Source organism: Gordonia sp. ALPHA1B1 (genome assembly GCF_005502615.1).
GTDB classification, from domain to species: Bacteria; Actinomycetota; Actinomycetes; order Mycobacteriales; family Mycobacteriaceae; genus Gordonia; species Gordonia hongkongensis.
In genome coordinates, this window is record NZ_SCOC01000010.1 from 24180 (window position 1) to 40558 (window position 16379).

Below are 16379 nucleotides of genomic sequence, written 5' to 3' on the forward strand. Positions count from 1 at the left end.
CGGCACTCCTAGGCTGACGGCGATGCGGTGGGACGTTCACGGACGGTGCGCTTCTCGATCCCCTTGCGCGCGACCTGTTCCGGCGCGAGTTCGACGATCCGCTGCACGAAGATGCCGGGCAGATGGATCTCGTCGGGTCCGAGCTCGCCGACCTCGACCACCTTCTCCGCCTCGACGATGGTGATGCGCCCGGCCATCGCCGCCGGCGGATTGAAATTGCGTGCGGCAGCATGAAATCGGCAGTTGCCATCCGTGTCGACGACGGCGGCCCGGATGAGTGCGTAGTCGGTGACGATCGACTCCTCGAGGACCATCTCCCGACCGTGAAAGGTCCGAACCTCCTTGGGCGGGGACGCCTCCGCGATGGTGCCGTCGGAGTGGTAGCGCCAGGGCAGTCCGCCTTCGGCGACAAGCGTGCCGACACCGGTGGGGGTGAAGAACGCCCCGATCCCGCTTCCGCCGGCGCGCATGCGTTCGGCGAGGGTGCCCTGAGGGGTGAGTTCGACGGTGACCTCGCCGGACAGGAACTGGCGGCCGAACTCCTTGTTCTCACCGATGTAGGACGCGACGACCCGATCGATGCGCCGGGCCTCCAGCAGCAGACCCAGACCCGCACCGTCGGCTCCGCAGTTGTTGGAGACGATGGTCAGGTTCGCCGCCCCCTGCTCGAGGAGCGCGTCGATCAGGAAGCCGGGGATGCCGGCCAGCCCGAAGCCGCCGACCGCGATGCTCGCACCGTCGGGGATGTCGGCGACCGCCTCGGCGGCCGACGCCGCGAGTTTGGTCGGGCCGCCGGGACGGTCGACGACCGTCGTCGTGGCCGCACTGTCGCGAGTGCTCATTGCTGCTCCAGGTGTTCGATGAGTGCGGGAGTGATGGTGTCGACTTGTTCCGCGTTGGCCAGGTGGGCCGAGTCCGGGACCACCAGCAGGCGGCCGTTCGGCACGGCATCGACGATGACGCGCAACAGATCCGGCGGTGTCGCCGGGTCATCGGCACCGGCGATCGCCAGTGTGGGCGCGATGATCGACGACAGGTCGGATCGCTGATCCATGGCGGAGATCGCCTCGCAGCAGGCCGCGTATCCCTCGGCAGGAGTGGCGGCGACCATGGCCTCGAACTGCTGTCGGGCTTCGGTGTTCGCGGCGAGGTAGCCAGGAGTGAACCACCGCTGGACCACGGCCGCGGCGACCGCCGAGGTGCCGTCGGCGCGCACGAGTGCGGCACGGTCCGTCCAGCCCTGCGCCGGTGGCAGATACGCCGCCGTGCACAGCAGGGCCAGCCGATCCACTCGTTCGGGATTGCGTGCGGCGACGCGCATCATGGTCATCCCGCCGAGCGACAGCCCGACGAGGTGTGCTCGTTCGATGTCGAAGCGGTCCAGCAGCGCGATGACGTCATCGGCCAACTCATCGATCGAGTACGGCCCCGGTGGCACCGGCGAATCGCCGTGCCCCCGGGTGTCATAGCGCACCACGCGGAATCGCTCTTCGAGCGCGGCGACCTGCGAATCCCACATCCGATGCGTCGAACCCAGCGAGTTGGACAGTACGACCGCCGGTCCGTCGGGACGTCCGGTGACGACGGCGTGCACCTGCGCGCTCATCGGGTCGCCTCGAAGATAGCGGCGAGTCCCTGTCCGCCGCCGATGCACATCGTCTCCAGGACGAATCGGGCGTCACGCCGGCGCGCTTCGTAGGCCGCGGTGGCGAGGATGCGGGCGCCGGTGGCTCCGATGGGATGACCCAGCGAGATCCCGGACCCGTTGGGGTTCAGTCGTTCATCGGTCGGGTCGACCTTCCACTCCGCCAGGCAGGCGAGCACCTGGGCGGCGAAGGCTTCGTTGAGTTCGATGAGGTCGATCTCGTCGAGCGTGAGGTCGGCGCGGTCGAGGGCGGCGGCGGTGGCCCCGACCGGGCCGATGCCCATGACCTCGGGCTCGCAACCGGTGACGGCCCACGAACGCAGGGCGAGAAGGGGTTCCAGTCCGCGGCGCTCCGCCTCGGCGCGTGTGGTGACCACAGCCATGGCCGCACCGTCGTTCTGGCCCGAGGCGTTTCCGGCCGTGACCGTCGACTCGCCGTCGATCTTGAGCCTGATGGGACGCAGCGCTGCAAGCGATTCCGCAGTAGCGTCCGCTCGCGGGTGCTCATCGCGGTCGACGACGGTGTCGGGACGGCCACGTCGGCCCGGGATGGTGACGGGCACCAACTCGTCGGTGAAGCGGCCGCTGTCGTGCGCCGCGATCGCCCGTTCGTGGGATCGGGCCGCGAACTCGTCCTGCTCGGTCCGCGAGATGCCGTACCGCGCACGGAGATTCTCGGCGGTCTCGATCATCCCGCCCGGTACCGGGTGTGACTCGCCGCCCGCGGTCAGACGCCCGCGGTCGAGGCGATCGCGGAGTTCCACGCCACCCTGCTTGATCCCCGACCGAAGACCCAGCGCGTAGTGCTCGACGGTCGACATCGACTCGGCGCCACCGGCGACGACGAGGCGCGCACCGCCGGTCGCGACCATCGACGCCCCGGTCAGGATCGCCTGTAACCCGGAACCGCAGCGACGGTCGATCTGCATTCCGGGTACGCCGACTCCGAGACCGGCGTCCAGAGCCGCGATGCGACCGAGCGCCGGCGACTCACCGTTGGCATAGCCCTGCCCGAGGATCACGTCGTCGACATCACCCTCCTCGAGTCCGGTGCGCCGGACGAGTTCGCGAAGGAGGTCGGTGGCCAGTCGGGTGACGGGCACGGTCGACAGCGCCCCACCCATGCGCCCGACCGGGGTACGCAGTGGCGAACAGACAACGATGTCGGTACCCGCGTCCGTGGTGAGAGATGCCATGAGTCCACCCTAGGAAGCAACAGCGATATGCAGAAGTATCCATATCCCGGCATTTGATATGGAGCAGATATCAACGCTCTAGACTGACTCCATGGAACTGCGACACCTGCGCTACTTCCGCGCCGTCGCCGAGGAGCTGCACTTCGGCCGGGCCGCCGAGCGGCTCCACATGGCCCAGCCACCGCTGTCTCAGCAGATCCGCCAGCTGGAGGACGAGCTCGGTGTCGCACTGCTGGCCCGGTCGACGCGTCGTGTCGAGCTGACCCCGGCAGGTGCGGATTACCTGCAGCGAGCCGTCGCGATCCTGGACTCGGTCGACGCCGCTGCACGACAGGCGCAACGGATCGCCGACGGGCGGCAGGGCAACCTCGCGATCGGGTGCGTGGGTTCGGCCACCTACTCGCTGTTGCCCGCGCTCGTGCGCGCACTGAGCGACGAACTGCCCGATGTGGACGTCCACGTTCGCGGCGAGATGCTGGCACCGGCCCAGATCGCCGCGCTCGAGTCCGGGGACATCGACCTTGCCTTACTGCGCATGCCCATCAACACCACCGGACTGCGGGTCGAGTCGATCCGCAGCGACCGCCTCATCGTGGCACTGCCCCACGATCACCCGCTCGCCCACGGCGCATCGGATACGCCCGTCGACCTCGCGCTGTTGGGCGGCGACGACTTCATCGTGCACGCGGGCAGCGGGAAGTCGGTCATGCACGGGGTCCTGTCGGCGGCCGCCGGACGCGCGGGATTCGTCCCGCGCATCCGGCACGAGGTCGAGGAGACGTCGACGCTGGTGACACTCGTCGCCGCGGGGGTGGGGGTCGCCCTGGTCCCTGAACCCACCTCAGCGCTCGGTATACCCGGCGTCGTCTACCGCCCGCTCGACACCGACGACGAGGTCGAACTGGCCGTCGCGTTCCCCGACGGGCCCCAGTCCCCGCTCGTCGACCGGGTCCTGGCGGTGTTGCGCACACTCTCCTGAACGCCGCAAACCCACCCCTTTTCGGTATATCCACCCACCACACAGGGGGTGGAAACACCGAAAAGAGGTGGGTTTGCGAATGTCTCGGATCAGCGGTGGGTGAAGTTCGGGTCCCGCTTCTCGACGAAGGCGGCCATGCCCTCGGTCTGGTCGTCGGTCGCGAACGTGGAGTAGAAGAGCGCGCGCTCGGCGCGGACACCCTCGACGAGGCTCGACTCGAACGCGCGATTGACCGCGTCCTTGGCGGCGGCGGAGGCGATCAGCGACTTCGAGGCGATGACCTCGGCGACCTCGATGGCGGCGGCGCGGCAGTCCTCCTTGGGAACGACGCGCGAGACGAGGCCGAGGCGTTCGGCCTCGTCGACCTTCATCTGGCGGCCGGTCAGCACCATGTCCATCGCCTTGGCCTTGCCCACGGCGCGGGTGAGACGCTGCGAGCCGCCGATCCCGGGGATGACGCCGAGGTTGATCTCGGGCTGACCGAAGACGGCGTTGTCGCCGGCGATGATGGTGTCGCACAGCATCGCGAGCTCGCAGCCGCCGCCGAGGGCGTAGCCGGTGACGGCGGCGATGATCGGCGTGCGCGCCCGCGACAGCTCATCCCAGGCACCGAAGAACTGCTCGTTGACCACGTCCGCGTAGGACTTCGACGACATCTCCTTGATGTCGGCACCCGCGGCAAACGCCTTTTCCGAGCCGGTGATCACGATGGCGCCGATCCCCTGGTCGACGTCGAACTCCCGGACGGCACCGACCACTTCGTTCATCAGCTCGGTGTTGAGGGCGTTCAGTGCCTTGGGGCGGTTGAGGGTGATGATGCCCACCCGGCCGCTGGTCTCGACGATGATGGTCTGGTGTTCGGTCACGGTCAGTCCTCTTTCGGTTCGGTGACGGGCGGGATGTTACGGGCTGACTCCCACCCGGGGAAGGTCTCGGTCAGACGGTCGGGAACGTGAGGTCGTCGGGCAGTGGCGCGAAGAAGGCGTCGACGGCGTCCCCGGAGAACGTGGCCCACTTCGGATCGCGGTCCTTGTCGATGACCTGGGCGCGGATGCCCTCCGCCATGTCGGGATGCAGCAGGCAACGCACCGACACGCGATACTCGCGCACCAGGGTGTCCTCAAGGGTCGCGTCGCCGGCTGCCTCGCGCAGCGAACGCAGGGTGACGGCCAGTGCAGTCGGGCTCTTCGCCTCGATCGCGTCGGCGGTCTTGTCCGCGAAGGGCGAACCCACCGCGCGGCATCGTTCGATGATCTCCGAGACCGAATCGGCCGCAAACGCTTCCGCGATCCATCCGCGATGTTCGGCGAGTTCGGAAGCCGGCGCGTCGACGGCGTGCGCGGACAGTGCCGCCTCGATTCCCGACTCGCCGATCACGGCGAGGAACGCCGGCAGCGACTCCGACGGGACGAAGTGATCGGCCAAGCCCATCGCGATGGCGTCGGCGCCGCGCAGGTGACCGGCGGTGAGGCCGGCGTAGGTTCCGAGCCCGTCCGGAACGCGCGAAAGCAGATGCGTACCACCGACATCGGGCACGAAGCCGATACCCACCTCGGGCATCGCGAGTTTCGTACGGTCGGTGACGATGCGGATGTCGCCGTGCGCGGAGACCCCGACACCGCCGCCCATCACGATGCCGTCCATGATCGCGACATACGGCTTGGGATAGCCCGAGATCAGCGCGTTCAGACGGTATTCGTCGAACCAGAACCTCGCCGACGGCGACTGCTCGGCGTCACGATCGGTCGACTCGGGATTACCGCTCAACGCGGACGCGTCGCGATGGATGGCGACGATGTCGCCACCGGCGCAGAGGCCCCGCTCACCGGCGCCGGAGAGAACGACGGCCTCGACCGCGTCATCGGCGGCCCAGGCCGCGAGGTGCACGGCCATCGAGCCGACCATCTCGTGATCGATCGCGTTGATGGACTTCGGACGGTTCAGGATCAGCGACCGCGCCGACCCGTTCTCCTCCGTCAAGACCGATGGTTCCGACACGGGCGAACTCCTCTCCACACCGACAGTTCTCCGATGGTTGCATATCCTAGTAACCGGGGTCCAGCCCGACTCAGGTTAGGGTTACCTCATGGGCTATTCCAGAGCACGCGTTGCCGACGTCGCCGACCTGACGCCCAATCTGCGTCGCATCGTCTTCGACGTGAACGATCTGCCAGGACTCGGCTTGCCCGGCGGCGCCGACGAAGCCGTGGGCATCTACTTCCCACACGACCCCGAGCGTGTCACACCGGATATGGAATGTCGCGACGGCACGTGGGCCTATTACGACACCGACCCGGCGCCCGACGGCCGCAACTACTCGATCCGCTCGGTCGACCACTCCGCCGGCACCATGGTCGTCGACTTCGTCATCCATGCCGCCGGCCCTGCAACGCTGTGGGCCCAGCGCGCCGAAGCGGGGCACGACGTGGTGATGACGCACGCGCGGTGCTGGTACGCACCACCCGCCGGCGTCGAACGCCTGATCCTCGCCGCCGATCTGGCCGGACTCCCCGCCCTGGCCCGAATCCTCGACGAACTGCCGTCGACCGACGGTGTCACCGCCGTGGTCGAGGTGCCCGCCCCGACCGAACTGGCCTATCTGCCCGAGCGCGACGTCGAGCTGATCACGCTCGTCGGCGGCAACTCCCGCACGCCGAGCCGTCTCGCGGACACGGTCTGCGGACTCACCCTGCCGACTTCGGGCGCGTACTGCTGGTTCGCCGGCGAGGCGGCGGAGTCGCGTGCGATCCGCAAGCACCTGCGCGGCAATCTTCGCTGGGACCGCCGGTCGTACGACGTCATCGGCTATTGGCGTGTCGACGCCGAGCGATGGACGCAGGCCTATGTGGAGCGGGGCGCGGAACTGTTCGCCGTCTATCGCCAGGCGCTCGACGACGGCAAGAGCGAGAAGCAGGCGTCGGAAGAGTTCGACGAGGCGCTCGAGCGGGCCGGCCTCTAGTACTCGGCGACCATGCCCTTGTCGGGGGCACGATACATCGTCCATAGGAACCGGGGTATCGCCCGCGGGGGCAGCGGCGACGGCCAGTCCCGTGCGCGCATCAAGGCTTCGGTGCCGCCGTCGACGGTGACGACCGCGCCGGCCATGAAGTCCGCCGCCGGTGACAGCATCAGCATGACCCAGGCGGCGAGCTGGTCAGGAGTTCCGTACTCGCGCACCGGAACCGGAAACGACTTCACGTGCCCGGCCTGCGGACCGTCGAGTTGCGACTGCAACAGCGGCGTCATGACCGGCCCGGGAGCGAGGACGTTGACCCGGATGCCCTCACCGGCCCATTCGGTCGCCGTCCCGTGCAGGCGGCACCACTGCGTGACCGCGATCTTCGACGACGCGTACGCCACCGGGCCCGTGACGCCGCGCCGGCGTCGGATCACACCCGGACGGCCCCCTCGGGGTCGCCAGCCAGCAGGCGTCGGATGGCGGATTTCGGGACCAGCGGCGTGACCGTCGTCGAATTCGAGCCGAAGACAACCACTTTCGCCTTCTCCGAGGCGGCCAGGGCGGGCCGCCAAGCGGTCAGCAGCTCGGTCACCCCGAACACGTTGACCTCGACGATCATCCGCTCCCGCCCGGCCGCGGGGCCCATGCCCGCCGCCAGCACGGCCCCGTCGACTTGCCCGCCGGATCGGGCGAGGACCTCGTCGGCCGCGCGGCGTCGGCCATCGGGTGTCGACAGATCGGCGACGACGTCGGCATCGCGCTGATCGACCCCGATCACGGTGTGACCGTCCGCGCGCAAGGCGGCGGCCACCGACGCACCCATCCCCGACGCCGAGCCCGTCACCGCGTATGTGCCGGCCGATGTCACGCCAATCCCCTTTTCCCGCGGTCGGATTCATCGGCCGCACCGTGCCGGTGCTGGGTCCGCTCGTAGGCGTCGTTGAAGGCACGCAGCTCGTGGAGCAGGGCCTGCGGCGAGCCCGGGGCCAGATCGGCGAAGACCTGCTCGAGCCGTTCGGCACGCAGCAGGCCGTCGCGCCGGAACGCCTCTCGCCCGGCCTCGGTCGGGCGGATCAACTTCGACAACGAGTCCTCGACCTCGAACCGCTCGACGTAGCCGTGTTTGATGGCGGCGTTGACCTGCCGGTTGACCGTCGACTGCTCGAGCTGGAGGTCGGCGGTCAGCTCCCGCAACGTCCGCGGCCGACCGTCGGAGAGAATCCAGAGGATCGCGAAGGCCGAGCGTTCCAGGCCGACCGCGGGGTGCACCAGGCTGCGACGCCGTGACATCCGCAGCAACTCCTGCGCCAGGTCACGATGCACCGGCGACTGCCAGGGCGCATGGTCCTCCGACATCTCTCCTCCATCTGTCGACGTGGACAATCTACTGTCCGATTTGCATGTGTACATTACATATGTATGCTGCATACCTCGAAGGAGGTCTCCCCCATGAGCCAAGTACGAGGTTCCGCGCCCGAGCTGACCGACGACGCGTCCGACGCCGTCGAGAAGGCACCCGCCGGCGCGATCGGCAGCGTCGTGGTGCTGTGTTTCGGCGGCCTGGTCGCCTCGCTGATGCAGACGCTGATCATCCCGATCCAGCCCGACCTGCCCCGTCTGCTCGGGACATCGATCGGCAACGCATCGTGGATCATCACCGCGACGCTGCTCGCCGCCGCCGTGGCCATGCCGATCGCCGGACGCCTCGGCGACATGTTCGGCAAGCAGCGTGTCCTCCTGGTGAGCGCGGTGCTGCTCACCGTCGGTTCGCTGATCTGCGCGCTGGGCGATTCGCTCATCCCGCTCATCATCGGACGCGGCGTGCAGGGCCTGGCCATGGGATTCATCCCCGTCGGTATGAGCCTCATCCGTGAGATCACTCCGCCCCGGATCACCTCGATGGCCGTCGCCGCGATGAGTGCCACGCTCGGCGTCGGCGGTGCGATCGGCCTCCCGCTGGCGGCCTGGATCGTGCAGACCTGGGATTGGCACGCCCTGTTCTACGTGGCAGCCGGCCTCGGCGTCCTCGTCACGGTGGCGATGCTGGTCCTGGTCCCGCGCGTCAACGACGCCGCCGGCGGCCGCATCGACATCCCCGGCGCGATCGGGCTGGCCGTGGGACTGTCCGCCTTCCTCATCGCGGTGTCGAAGGCCAACGACTGGGGCTGGACGTCCGGCGCCACACTGGGACTCGGCATCGGCGGAATCCTGGTGCTGATCGGATGGGGGTTCTTCGAACTGCGCCAGCGCGAGCCGCTCGTCGACCTGCGCACCACCGCACGACCCGCCGTCCTGCTGACCAACATCGCGGCCGCGGCGATCGGATTCGGCATGATGGCCCAGTCCATCGTGCTGCCGATGCTGCTGCGCCTACCGGAAGCCACCGGATACGGTCTGGGACAGTCGCTTCTGGCCGCGGGCCTGTGGATGGCGCCCGGCGGATTGATGATGATGATCTTCGCGCCGGTCTCGGGCATCCTCATCAACCGGATCGGCGCCAAGATCACCCTCGCCATCGGCGCCGCCATCCTGGGATGCGGCTACCTGCTCGCCTTCTTCCTCATGGACGCGGCCTGGAAGCTGATGCTGGCCTCGATCGTGTGTGCCATCGGTGTGGGGGTCGGCTACGCGGCGATGCCGACCCTGATCATGGGATCGGTGCCGGCCACCGAAGCCGGTGCCGCCGTGGGACTCAACGGACTCATGCGTTCGCTGGGCACCACCGTCGCCTCCGCCGTGATGGCACTGATCCTGGCCAGTGCCACGATCTCGCTCGGCGGCACCGAGGTGCCCGACCAGTCGACGTTCACCTGGTGCTTCCTCGTCGCCGCGGCCGCCGCCTTCGTCGGCATGGCGATCACACTGACCATCCCCTCGCGTCGCGGATCGTCGAATGTGCCGGAGGAGCAACCCCTCCCGGCTCGGGGCTGACAGGGGTACCGCTTCGTTAGAGGGCGCGTGCCCACTACTCCTCGAAGTGCGAGCGAAGCGAGCCAACAACTGCTCCCTGAGGTGCGAGCGAAGCGAGCCACCAACTGCTCCCTGAGGTGCGAGCGAAGCGAGCCACCAACTGCTCCCTGAGGAGGCCGGAGCTTGCGGAGGCCGTCACGAAGGGTCCTGGTGAGATACGTCGCCAAGACCTTCGTGGCTCGTCGCTTGCGCTCCTCGCACCTCAGGGAGCAATGGCTATGTCGTTCTTTCGGATAGGGAGCAGGGGGTCGCGCTCCTCAGGGAGCAGGGGGTCGCGCTCGCCGGGGAGCAGAGGGCGCCGGCTCACTCCGGCCGCGGGTCGGCGCTGCGACGGAGCGTCACCCGATACGTGTAGTGCTCGGGAAGGAAGTGGCTGACCGCGAGTTCGACTGCCCGGCCGCGTGAATCGGTGTACAACCGATCGACACGCAGCACCGTGTGCCCCACCGGGCATCCGAGCCGTGCGGCGGTCTCGGCATCGGCGATGGTGGCGGTGATCGACTGCGCACACTCCTCGATCGGGTGCAGGAGATGAGGTTCCAGCAGGCCGATCATCGTGTGATCACTCCGCGCTCCGGTCTCGACTTCCGGGGCGTCGATCACGAGGCGTGCGACCGACTCCGGCCACCACACGGTGGTCACCACGAACGGGACGCCGTCGTGGAATCGCTGGAAGACGATGCGGTACACCACGTCGGTGTCCAGTCTCAGGCGACCGGCCGCCTCGAGATCCACGCGACGCGAGGGTGATTCGATCACCTGCATCTCGGTGTCCGTCGACAGGTTCATGAGGTCCTCGATCGAACCCAGCTGGCGCAGGTACTGACCCGCGGTCTCGGTCGCGAATGTTCCCCGGCCGGGCACGCGGTACACCGAGCCCTCGGTCACGAGTTCGAGGAACGCGCGGCGGACGGTCTGCCGGCTGAGCCCGTACTCCTGGGAGAGCTCGGATTCGGTCGGCAGCCGCACACCGTCGGCGTATCTGCCCGCGACGATCTGCGCGCGCAATTCCGCGGCCAGCGTCTTGTACGCAGGTGCGGACTGCTCGGACTCGCGCATGGAACCCACTCTCCCGCCGGACGACGGCGTGCCGCTCAGATCCCGCCGCGCGACACGAGTTGTGCCGCAATGACATTGCGTTGGATCTCGTTGGTGCCCTCGCCGACGATCATCAGGGGCGCGTCCCGGAAGTATCGCTCGACGTCGAACTCGGTGGAGTACCCGTAACCACCGTGGATGCGGACGGCGTTCAGGGCGATTTCCATCGCCACCTCGGAGGCGTAGAGCTTGGCCATCCCCGCCTCCATGTCGCAGCGCTCACCCCGGTCGTACTGTTCGGCCGCGTGCCAGGTCAGCTGGCGCGCTGCGGTGAGCTTGGTCGCCATGTCGGCGAGATAGTTGCCGATCGACTGATGCTTCCAGATCGGCTGTCCGAAGGATTCCCGCTGCTGCGCGTAGGCGAGCGAGTCCTCGAGTGCCGCGGTCGCGACGCCCAGCGCTCGGCAGGCGACCTGGATTCGACCGGTCTCCAAGCCCTTCATCATCTGACCGAATCCCTTGCCGGGCACCTCGCCCAGGATCGCCGTCTGCGGGATGCGGTAACCGTCGAAGGACAGCTCGCAGCTCTCGACACCCTTGTAGCCGAGCTTGGGCAGGTCGCGTGACACGGTCAGCCCGGGTCCGTGTTCGACGAGCACGATCGAGATGCCCTTGTGGCGCGGCTGCGCGCCGGGATCGGTCTTGCACATCAGCGCGATCAGCCCGGAACGCCGGGCGTTGCTGATCCAGGTCTTCGCACCGTTGATGACCAGCTCGTCGCCATCGGTCTTCGCCACGGTCGACATCGCCTGCAGATCCGACCCGCCGCCCGGTTCGGTGAGCGCCATGGTGGCGCGCAGTTCACCGGTCGCCATCCGCGGCAGGTACTCGAGCTTCTGCTCGTCGGTGCCGAACAGCGTCAACAACTTCGCGACAACCGTGTGCCCACCCATCGCGCCGGCCAGACTCATCCAGCCGCGCGCGAGTTCCTGGGTGACCTGCGCATAGCACGGCATCGACACCGGCGAACCGCCGAACTCCTCGGGCACCGCCAGCCCGTAGATGCCGATCTGCTTCATCTGCTCGATCCACTTCTCGGGATATTCGTTGGCATGCTCGACCTCCTGGACCGACGGCTTCACCTCGCGGTCGACGAAGGACCGCACAGTGTCGACCAGGAATGCCTCTTCGGCGGAAAGTGAGCTCATGACGGTGCCCCTACGATCTACGGCGGATTTGTACGGCCATTTTGTCGATCCCCGTCGGACCTGTCAACACTTCCCAAAGCTCGGCGCGGTCTGATACAACCGGAACCGCATCACATATGGCCGCACATTTGATCTCGACCCCTGGAGCAACCGTGCAGAGAAGACGAGCCGTCCTGGTCGCGCCCGCCTCCGACGACCGCAAGGCCCGCAAGGCGCTGGCTTCGATCGCCGATGAGGTCGTGCTCGACCTCGAGGACGCGGTGACCCCGGCGAACAAGGACTCCGCACGCGCAGCGGCCGCCGACCTGGTCGCCGAGTTCGGCGCCGACCGCGCGATCTCGTTGCGCATCAACGCGATCGACACGCCTTGGGCCGGCGCCGATCTCGCCGCCTGCGCCCAGATGCCGAACCTGACGTCGGTGGTGCTGCCGAAGGCCGACTCGCCCGCCGACCTCCGGTCGGCCGACGAGCAGCTCGGCCGAGCGCCGGTCCGTCTGCAGGCGTTGCTCGAATCACCGCGCGGCATCCGTGACGCCGGCGCCATCTGCGCGGCCACGAACCGGCTCGACGCCGTCCTCATCGGTTACGCCGATCTCGCCGCATCCTTGGGACGCAGCCCCGGCCTGGCGATGCAGACGTGGCACGTCGTCCAGGACTCGGTGCTGCTCGCCGCGCGCGCGGCCGGCGTGGACGTCATCGACGGACCGCATCTGACGATCGCCGACGACGACACCTTCCGCGACGCCAAGCGCTGGGTCCGCGACCTCGGCTTCGACGGCACCTGGGTGATCCATCCGGCTCAACTGCAGTCCGCCATCGACATCTTCACCCCGGACGCCGCCGCCGTGGAGGACGCGCGACGGGTGCTGGATGCACTCGAGCAGGCAGCCGCCGCGGGTGCCGGTGCGGCCGAGCTCGACGGCCGAATGCTCGACGAGGCGCTCGCGGTGTCCGCGCGGCGCGTCCTCGCCAAGGCTGCGTCCGAATGAGCGCGTCCGAGCCGGTCGCCGTGGGCGGCCCGTTCTTCGACGAACTGTCCCATGGACAGTTGTTCGACGACGCGCCGTCGCTCACGTTGACATCCGGTCTCGCCGCGACGCACCAAGCGATTCTCGGTGACCGCCTTCGACTCTCGCTCGACGCCCATCTCTCGGATCGCGTGGTGGGTGGCGTCCTCGCCCATCCCGGCCTGGTCACCGACGTCGCGATCGGTCAATCCACGCTGGCCACCCACCACGTGAAGGCGAACCTCTTCTACCGCGGCCTGCGGTTCCTGAGCCACCCCCGGATCGGCGACACGTTGACGACCGTCACCGAAGTGGTCGGGCTGCGCGAGAACACACCGAAGCCAGGACGTGCGCCGACCGGGCTCGCCGCGCTCCACATGGTCACCACCGATCAGACCGGCGTCACCGTCCTCGACTTCTACCGGTGCGCGATGCTGCCGTTGTCACCCGACGCCGATCCCGGGCGGACCGTGCACGCTGACGACCTGAGCACCATCGGACCGGGAGACGATGCGCAACCGTTCATCCCCGAATGGGACCTCGACACCTATCGCGAATCCGCACGCGGACAACATTTCTCATCCGAGTTTGCCGGACGCGCCTTCTCCTCCAGCGCCGACGTGGTGTCCAGCGCACCCGAACTCGCCCGGCTCTCGCTGAACATCGCAGCCACCCACCACGACGAGCGGGTGGCCGGTGCGGCCGCCGGCGGTCGGCTGGTCTACGGCGGGCACACCATCGGACTGGCCCTCGCGCAGGCGAACCGGGCGCTGCCGAACCTGGTGACGGTGACCGGCTGGGATTCGTGCGACCACACCGGACCGGTGCACGAGGGCGACACCCTCAGTTCGACGATCCTCGTCGAGGAGGCGACGCCGCTCGCCGCCGGCGGCGTCCTGCGCCTGCGCTCCACCGTCGTCGCACACGGCGACGACTCCGATCGCGAGGTCCTCGACTGGCGTTTCCGCGTCCTGATGGCCTGATCGTCTGCCGAATCCCCCATTCCACTCCAGGAGTTTCCGCGCATGAGCTCGCATCCCCGTCCGCTCGAAGGCCTCCGCGTCGTGGAGGTGTCGAGCTTCGTCGCCTCACCCCTGTGCGGCCTGACCCTGTCGCAGCTCGGCGCCGAGGTGATCCGGGTCGACCCAATCGGCGGGGCCGCCGACATCAACCGCTGGCCGGTCACCGATGACGGCAACTCGATCTACTGGACCGGGCTCAACCGCGGCAAGAAGTCCGTCACCGTCGACTTCCGTGACCCCCAGGGACAGCGAATGATCCAGGATCTTGTCATCGACAGCGGGCCGGGCGGCGGAATCCTGGTCACCAACGCGGGCGGACGGTCGTGGATGAGTCACGAGACGCTGTCGGCGCGGCGCTCCGACGTCATCACCCTGGAACTGCTCGGCCGGACCGACGGCACTCCCGGAGTCGACTACACAGTCAACGCGGCACTCGGATTCCCGTCGATCACCGGCCCCACCGACTACGCCGGCGTCGTCAATCACGTACTGCCGGCGTGGGATGTCGCGTGCGGCCTCTATGCCGCACTGGCGATCACGGCCGCCGTCCGGCGCCGCGACCAGAACGGGATGGGGGCGCAGATCACCCTGCCCCTGGAGGACACCGCTCTCGCCATCGCCGGGACGCTCGGCTATCTCACCGAACCGCAGCTGAGTGGCGACACCCGACCGGCCACCGGGAACGACGTATACGGCACCTACGGAACCGATTTCGTCACCGCGGATGACTCTCGCTTCATGCTCGTCGCCCTGACCCCGCGGCATTTCCGCGGGCTGGTCGAGATGACCGGGACCGGCGAGGCGGTCGCGGCCGTCGAACGGGCGCTGGGAGCGGACTTCGTCAGGGAGGACGACCGGTACATTCACCGCGGTGTCCTCACACCGCTGTTCGCGGCGTGGTTCGCGCGACACACGTCTGTCGAGGTCGAGGCCGCGCTGGCGCAGACCTCCGTGCTCTGGGAGCGTTACCGGACTTTTGACGAGGTCGTCGAATCAGGTGTTCTGCAGCGCAATCCGCTCTTCACCGAGCTGGAGCAGCCCGGCATCGGCACCTACCTGGCCGCCGGCCTGCCGGCCATTTTCGACGGTGAGCACTACTTCGCCGGGCCGGCCCCGGACCTGGGCTCGTCGACGGGGTTCTGAAGGTCGTTCACCTGTGACCCCTCCGCTCCCTGAGCTGAGGAGCGAGCTTGCGAGCGTCACGAAGGGTCTGGCGAGACACGTTACGGGACCCTTCGTGACGCGCCCTCCGCAAGCTCCGGGCGCTCCTCAGGGAGCAGGGGGCAGGTCGTTCTCTCGGGTTAAGGAGCAGGGCCGTGCCGCTCGCACCTCAGGGAGCAGGGGACGACGAACTCACCTGTGCGCCAGATGATCCGGGCGTGGCGCGGTCCCGCCGAACGGCGCCTGGAGGGCGTTCGATTTCGCGTTGAAGACGACGAACAGATTGCTGCGCGGGAAGGGCGTGATGTTCCCGCCGGACGCGTGCATGCAGTTCGAGTCGAAATACAGTGCGGACCCGGCGGGGCCGGTGATCGTGTCGATACCGAGTTCGTCGGCGAGGCTCGCGACGTCCTCCTCCTCCGGTGTCCCGAATGGCGGCCGATACGACGTCAGCGATTCCCGGTGGTAGTCATCAGGTGTCTCGCCCACACAGCTGACGAACCGGCGGTGCGAACCCGGGATGATCATCAGCGGACCGTTGGTGGTGTAGTTCGGCGTCAAGGCCAGCGAGACGCTCAGCGCACGTGGGGCGGGCATGCCGTCCTCGGCGTGCCACGTCTCGAAGTCCGAGTGCCAGTAGAACGGACCGCCCGCGAACCCGGGTTTCAGGTTGATGCGGCTCTGGTGGATCGTGACGTCGTCGTCGAGGATCTGCCGGGCCACCCCGGCAATCGTTTCACGCGAACAGATCTCGGCGATGACGTCACTGAGCTGATGCACCGCGAACAGCGATCGCACTTGCCCGCTCGACGATTCGCGGATCACCCGATCGTCGTCGCCGAGCCGCTCGGTGATCGACTCCACCTCGCGTAGGCAGTCGGCGATGTCGGCGTCCGCGAGAATGTTTGTCTCCGTGTGGTATCCGCGATCGGCATAGTGCCGGAGTTCGGGCGCGGACAGCGGGCCCGGGTTTCCCATGCTCCCCCACACGGTGTTGTGTGGGCGCGGTTCGATCTGGCTGCGCTGCGCGAGCCGGGTGCGGTAGACGTCGACGGGTGTGCTCGTCGACTGCGCGCCGGGCGAGACGTCGGCGGCTTCTGGAGTTCTGGCTGCTGTGTGAGTTACCACGATCGCAACGATCCTTTCCCTCATCCGGCGGGCCGCTCGCGGAGCAGTTCTGCCCCGGCGGCAGGC

General features: G+C 68.2%; 15 protein-coding genes and 1 pseudogene. 6 read left to right on the top strand and 10 right to left on the bottom strand.

Annotation, left to right across the window (positions count from 1 at the left end):
* Positions 1 to 8: 8 nt before the first annotated feature.
* From FFS52_RS08990 to FFS52_RS09000, 3 genes are read right to left on the bottom strand one after another with little or no spacing between them, the layout of a single operon-like run.
* A complete protein-coding gene (locus FFS52_RS08990; RefSeq protein ID WP_065632570.1) occupies positions 9 to 842 on the bottom strand; it encodes a CoA transferase subunit A in 834 nt (277 codons plus the stop codon).
* Entirely contained in the window at positions 839 to 1606 is a 768-nt protein-coding gene (gene pcaD, locus FFS52_RS08995; RefSeq protein WP_137809449.1) for a 3-oxoadipate enol-lactonase, read from the bottom strand. Before pcaD ends, FFS52_RS08990 begins: the two co-directional genes overlap by 4 nt.
* Positions 1603 to 2841: an acetyl-CoA C-acetyltransferase gene (locus FFS52_RS09000; RefSeq protein ID WP_065632568.1), complete on the bottom strand. Its 1239-nt coding sequence runs from the start codon at positions 2839 to 2841 to the stop codon at positions 1603 to 1605. Before FFS52_RS09000 ends, pcaD begins: the two co-directional genes overlap by 4 nt.
* A gap of 91 nt (positions 2842 to 2932) precedes the next feature.
* Between FFS52_RS09000 and FFS52_RS09005 the strand changes: the two genes are divergently transcribed.
* Complete coding sequence (locus FFS52_RS09005) at positions 2933 to 3820, top strand: LysR substrate-binding domain-containing protein (protein WP_065632567.1); 888 nt, start codon at positions 2933 to 2935, stop codon at positions 3818 to 3820.
* An 89-nt stretch (positions 3821 to 3909) separates the two neighbouring features.
* Here the strand turns inward: FFS52_RS09005 and FFS52_RS09010 are convergent, their stop codons facing one another.
* A complete protein-coding gene (locus tag FFS52_RS09010) occupies positions 3910 to 4686 on the bottom strand; it encodes an enoyl-CoA hydratase (RefSeq protein WP_058249749.1) in 777 nt (258 codons plus the stop codon).
* A 70-nt stretch (positions 4687 to 4756) separates the two neighbouring features.
* Complete coding sequence (locus FFS52_RS09015) at positions 4757 to 5818, bottom strand: enoyl-CoA hydratase/isomerase family protein (protein WP_137809450.1); 1062 nt, start codon at positions 5816 to 5818, stop codon at positions 4757 to 4759.
* Positions 5819 to 5906: 88 nt separating this feature from the next.
* On the opposite strand from FFS52_RS09015, the gene FFS52_RS09020 reads away from it, so the two are divergent.
* Positions 5907 to 6779 (top strand): siderophore-interacting protein, encoded by an 873-nt coding sequence (locus tag FFS52_RS09020; RefSeq protein WP_058249747.1) that lies wholly within the window; start codon positions 5907 to 5909, stop codon positions 6777 to 6779.
* Here FFS52_RS09020 and FFS52_RS09025 read toward each other — a convergent pair.
* Positions 6776 to 7602 (bottom strand): annotated as a pseudogene (locus FFS52_RS09025) (SDR family oxidoreductase). The gene FFS52_RS09020 and the pseudogene FFS52_RS09025 sit on opposite strands and share 4 nt — an antisense overlap.
* Before the next feature lie 41 nt (positions 7603 to 7643).
* Positions 7644 to 8135 carry a MarR family transcriptional regulator gene (locus FFS52_RS09030; RefSeq protein ID WP_137809451.1) on the bottom strand — a complete coding sequence of 164 codons (492 nt, stop codon included), beginning with the start codon at positions 8133 to 8135 and terminating at the stop codon, positions 7644 to 7646.
* Positions 8136 to 8228: 93 nt separating this feature from the next.
* Here FFS52_RS09030 and FFS52_RS09035 point away from each other — a divergent pair, with 93 nt between their 5' ends.
* Positions 8229 to 9710, top strand: coding sequence for an MFS transporter (locus tag FFS52_RS09035; protein WP_137809452.1), 1482 nt, complete (start codon positions 8229 to 8231; stop codon positions 9708 to 9710).
* 342 nt (positions 9711 to 10052) lie between these two features.
* Here FFS52_RS09035 and FFS52_RS09040 read toward each other — a convergent pair whose 3' ends face one another.
* Together FFS52_RS09040 and FFS52_RS09045 are read right to left on the bottom strand one after the other, a co-directional pair.
* Complete coding sequence (locus FFS52_RS09040) at positions 10053 to 10808, bottom strand: GntR family transcriptional regulator (protein WP_137809453.1); 756 nt, start codon at positions 10806 to 10808, stop codon at positions 10053 to 10055.
* A 35-nt stretch (positions 10809 to 10843) separates the two neighbouring features.
* Positions 10844 to 11995 carry an acyl-CoA dehydrogenase family protein gene (locus tag FFS52_RS09045; protein ID WP_065632513.1) on the bottom strand — a complete coding sequence of 384 codons (1152 nt, stop codon included), beginning with the start codon at positions 11993 to 11995 and terminating at the stop codon, positions 10844 to 10846.
* Between the two features lie 116 nt (positions 11996 to 12111).
* On the opposite strand from FFS52_RS09045, the gene FFS52_RS09050 reads away from it, so the two are divergent.
* From FFS52_RS09050 to FFS52_RS09060, 3 genes are read left to right on the top strand one after another with little or no spacing between them, the layout of a single operon-like run.
* Positions 12112 to 12984, top strand: coding sequence for a CoA ester lyase (locus FFS52_RS09050; RefSeq protein WP_137809454.1), 873 nt, complete (start codon positions 12112 to 12114; stop codon positions 12982 to 12984).
* Positions 12981 to 13985, top strand: coding sequence for a MaoC family dehydratase (locus tag FFS52_RS09055; RefSeq protein WP_065632511.1), 1005 nt, complete (start codon positions 12981 to 12983; stop codon positions 13983 to 13985). The genes FFS52_RS09050 and FFS52_RS09055 overlap by 4 nt, the downstream gene beginning before the upstream one ends.
* A 42-nt stretch (positions 13986 to 14027) precedes the next feature.
* Positions 14028 to 15167, top strand: a complete 1140-nt coding sequence (locus tag FFS52_RS09060; RefSeq protein WP_065632510.1) for a CoA transferase — start codon at positions 14028 to 14030, stop codon at positions 15165 to 15167.
* A 210-nt stretch (positions 15168 to 15377) separates the two neighbouring features.
* Here the strand turns inward: FFS52_RS09060 and thpD are convergent, their stop codons facing one another.
* Positions 15378 to 16313 (bottom strand): ectoine hydroxylase, encoded by a 936-nt coding sequence (thpD, locus tag FFS52_RS09065; protein WP_137809455.1) that lies wholly within the window; start codon positions 16311 to 16313, stop codon positions 15378 to 15380.
* Positions 16314 to 16379: the final 66 nt, after the last annotated feature.

Bases quoted from the DNA above. Each gene is read 5' to 3' on its own strand.
- FFS52_RS08990 (WP_065632570.1), bottom strand. From the start codon at position 842: ATGAGCACTCGCGACAGTGCGGCCACGACGACGGTCGTCGACCGTCCC.
- pcaD (WP_137809449.1), bottom strand. From the start codon at position 1,606: ATGAGCGCGCAGGTGCACGCCGTCGTCACCGGACGTCCCGACGGACCG.
- FFS52_RS09000 (WP_065632568.1), bottom strand. From the start codon at position 2,841: ATGGCATCTCTCACCACGGACGCGGGTACCGACATCGTTGTCTGTTCG.
- FFS52_RS09005 (WP_065632567.1), top strand. From the start codon at position 2,933: ATGGAACTGCGACACCTGCGCTACTTCCGCGCCGTCGCCGAGGAGCTG.
- FFS52_RS09020 (WP_058249747.1), top strand. From the start codon at position 5,907: ATGGGCTATTCCAGAGCACGCGTTGCCGACGTCGCCGACCTGACGCCC.
- FFS52_RS09030 (WP_137809451.1), bottom strand. From the start codon at position 8,135: ATGTCGGAGGACCATGCGCCCTGGCAGTCGCCGGTGCATCGTGACCTG.
- FFS52_RS09035 (WP_137809452.1), top strand. From the start codon at position 8,229: ATGAGCCAAGTACGAGGTTCCGCGCCCGAGCTGACCGACGACGCGTCC.
- FFS52_RS09040 (WP_137809453.1), bottom strand. From the start codon at position 10,808: ATGCGCGAGTCCGAGCAGTCCGCACCTGCGTACAAGACGCTGGCCGCG.
- FFS52_RS09045 (WP_065632513.1), bottom strand. From the start codon at position 11,995: ATGAGCTCACTTTCCGCCGAAGAGGCATTCCTGGTCGACACTGTGCGG.
- FFS52_RS09050 (WP_137809454.1), top strand. From the start codon at position 12,112: ATGGCCGCACATTTGATCTCGACCCCTGGAGCAACCGTGCAGAGAAGA.
- FFS52_RS09055 (WP_065632511.1), top strand. From the start codon at position 12,981: ATGAGCGCGTCCGAGCCGGTCGCCGTGGGCGGCCCGTTCTTCGACGAA.
- FFS52_RS09060 (WP_065632510.1), top strand. From the start codon at position 14,028: ATGAGCTCGCATCCCCGTCCGCTCGAAGGCCTCCGCGTCGTGGAGGTG.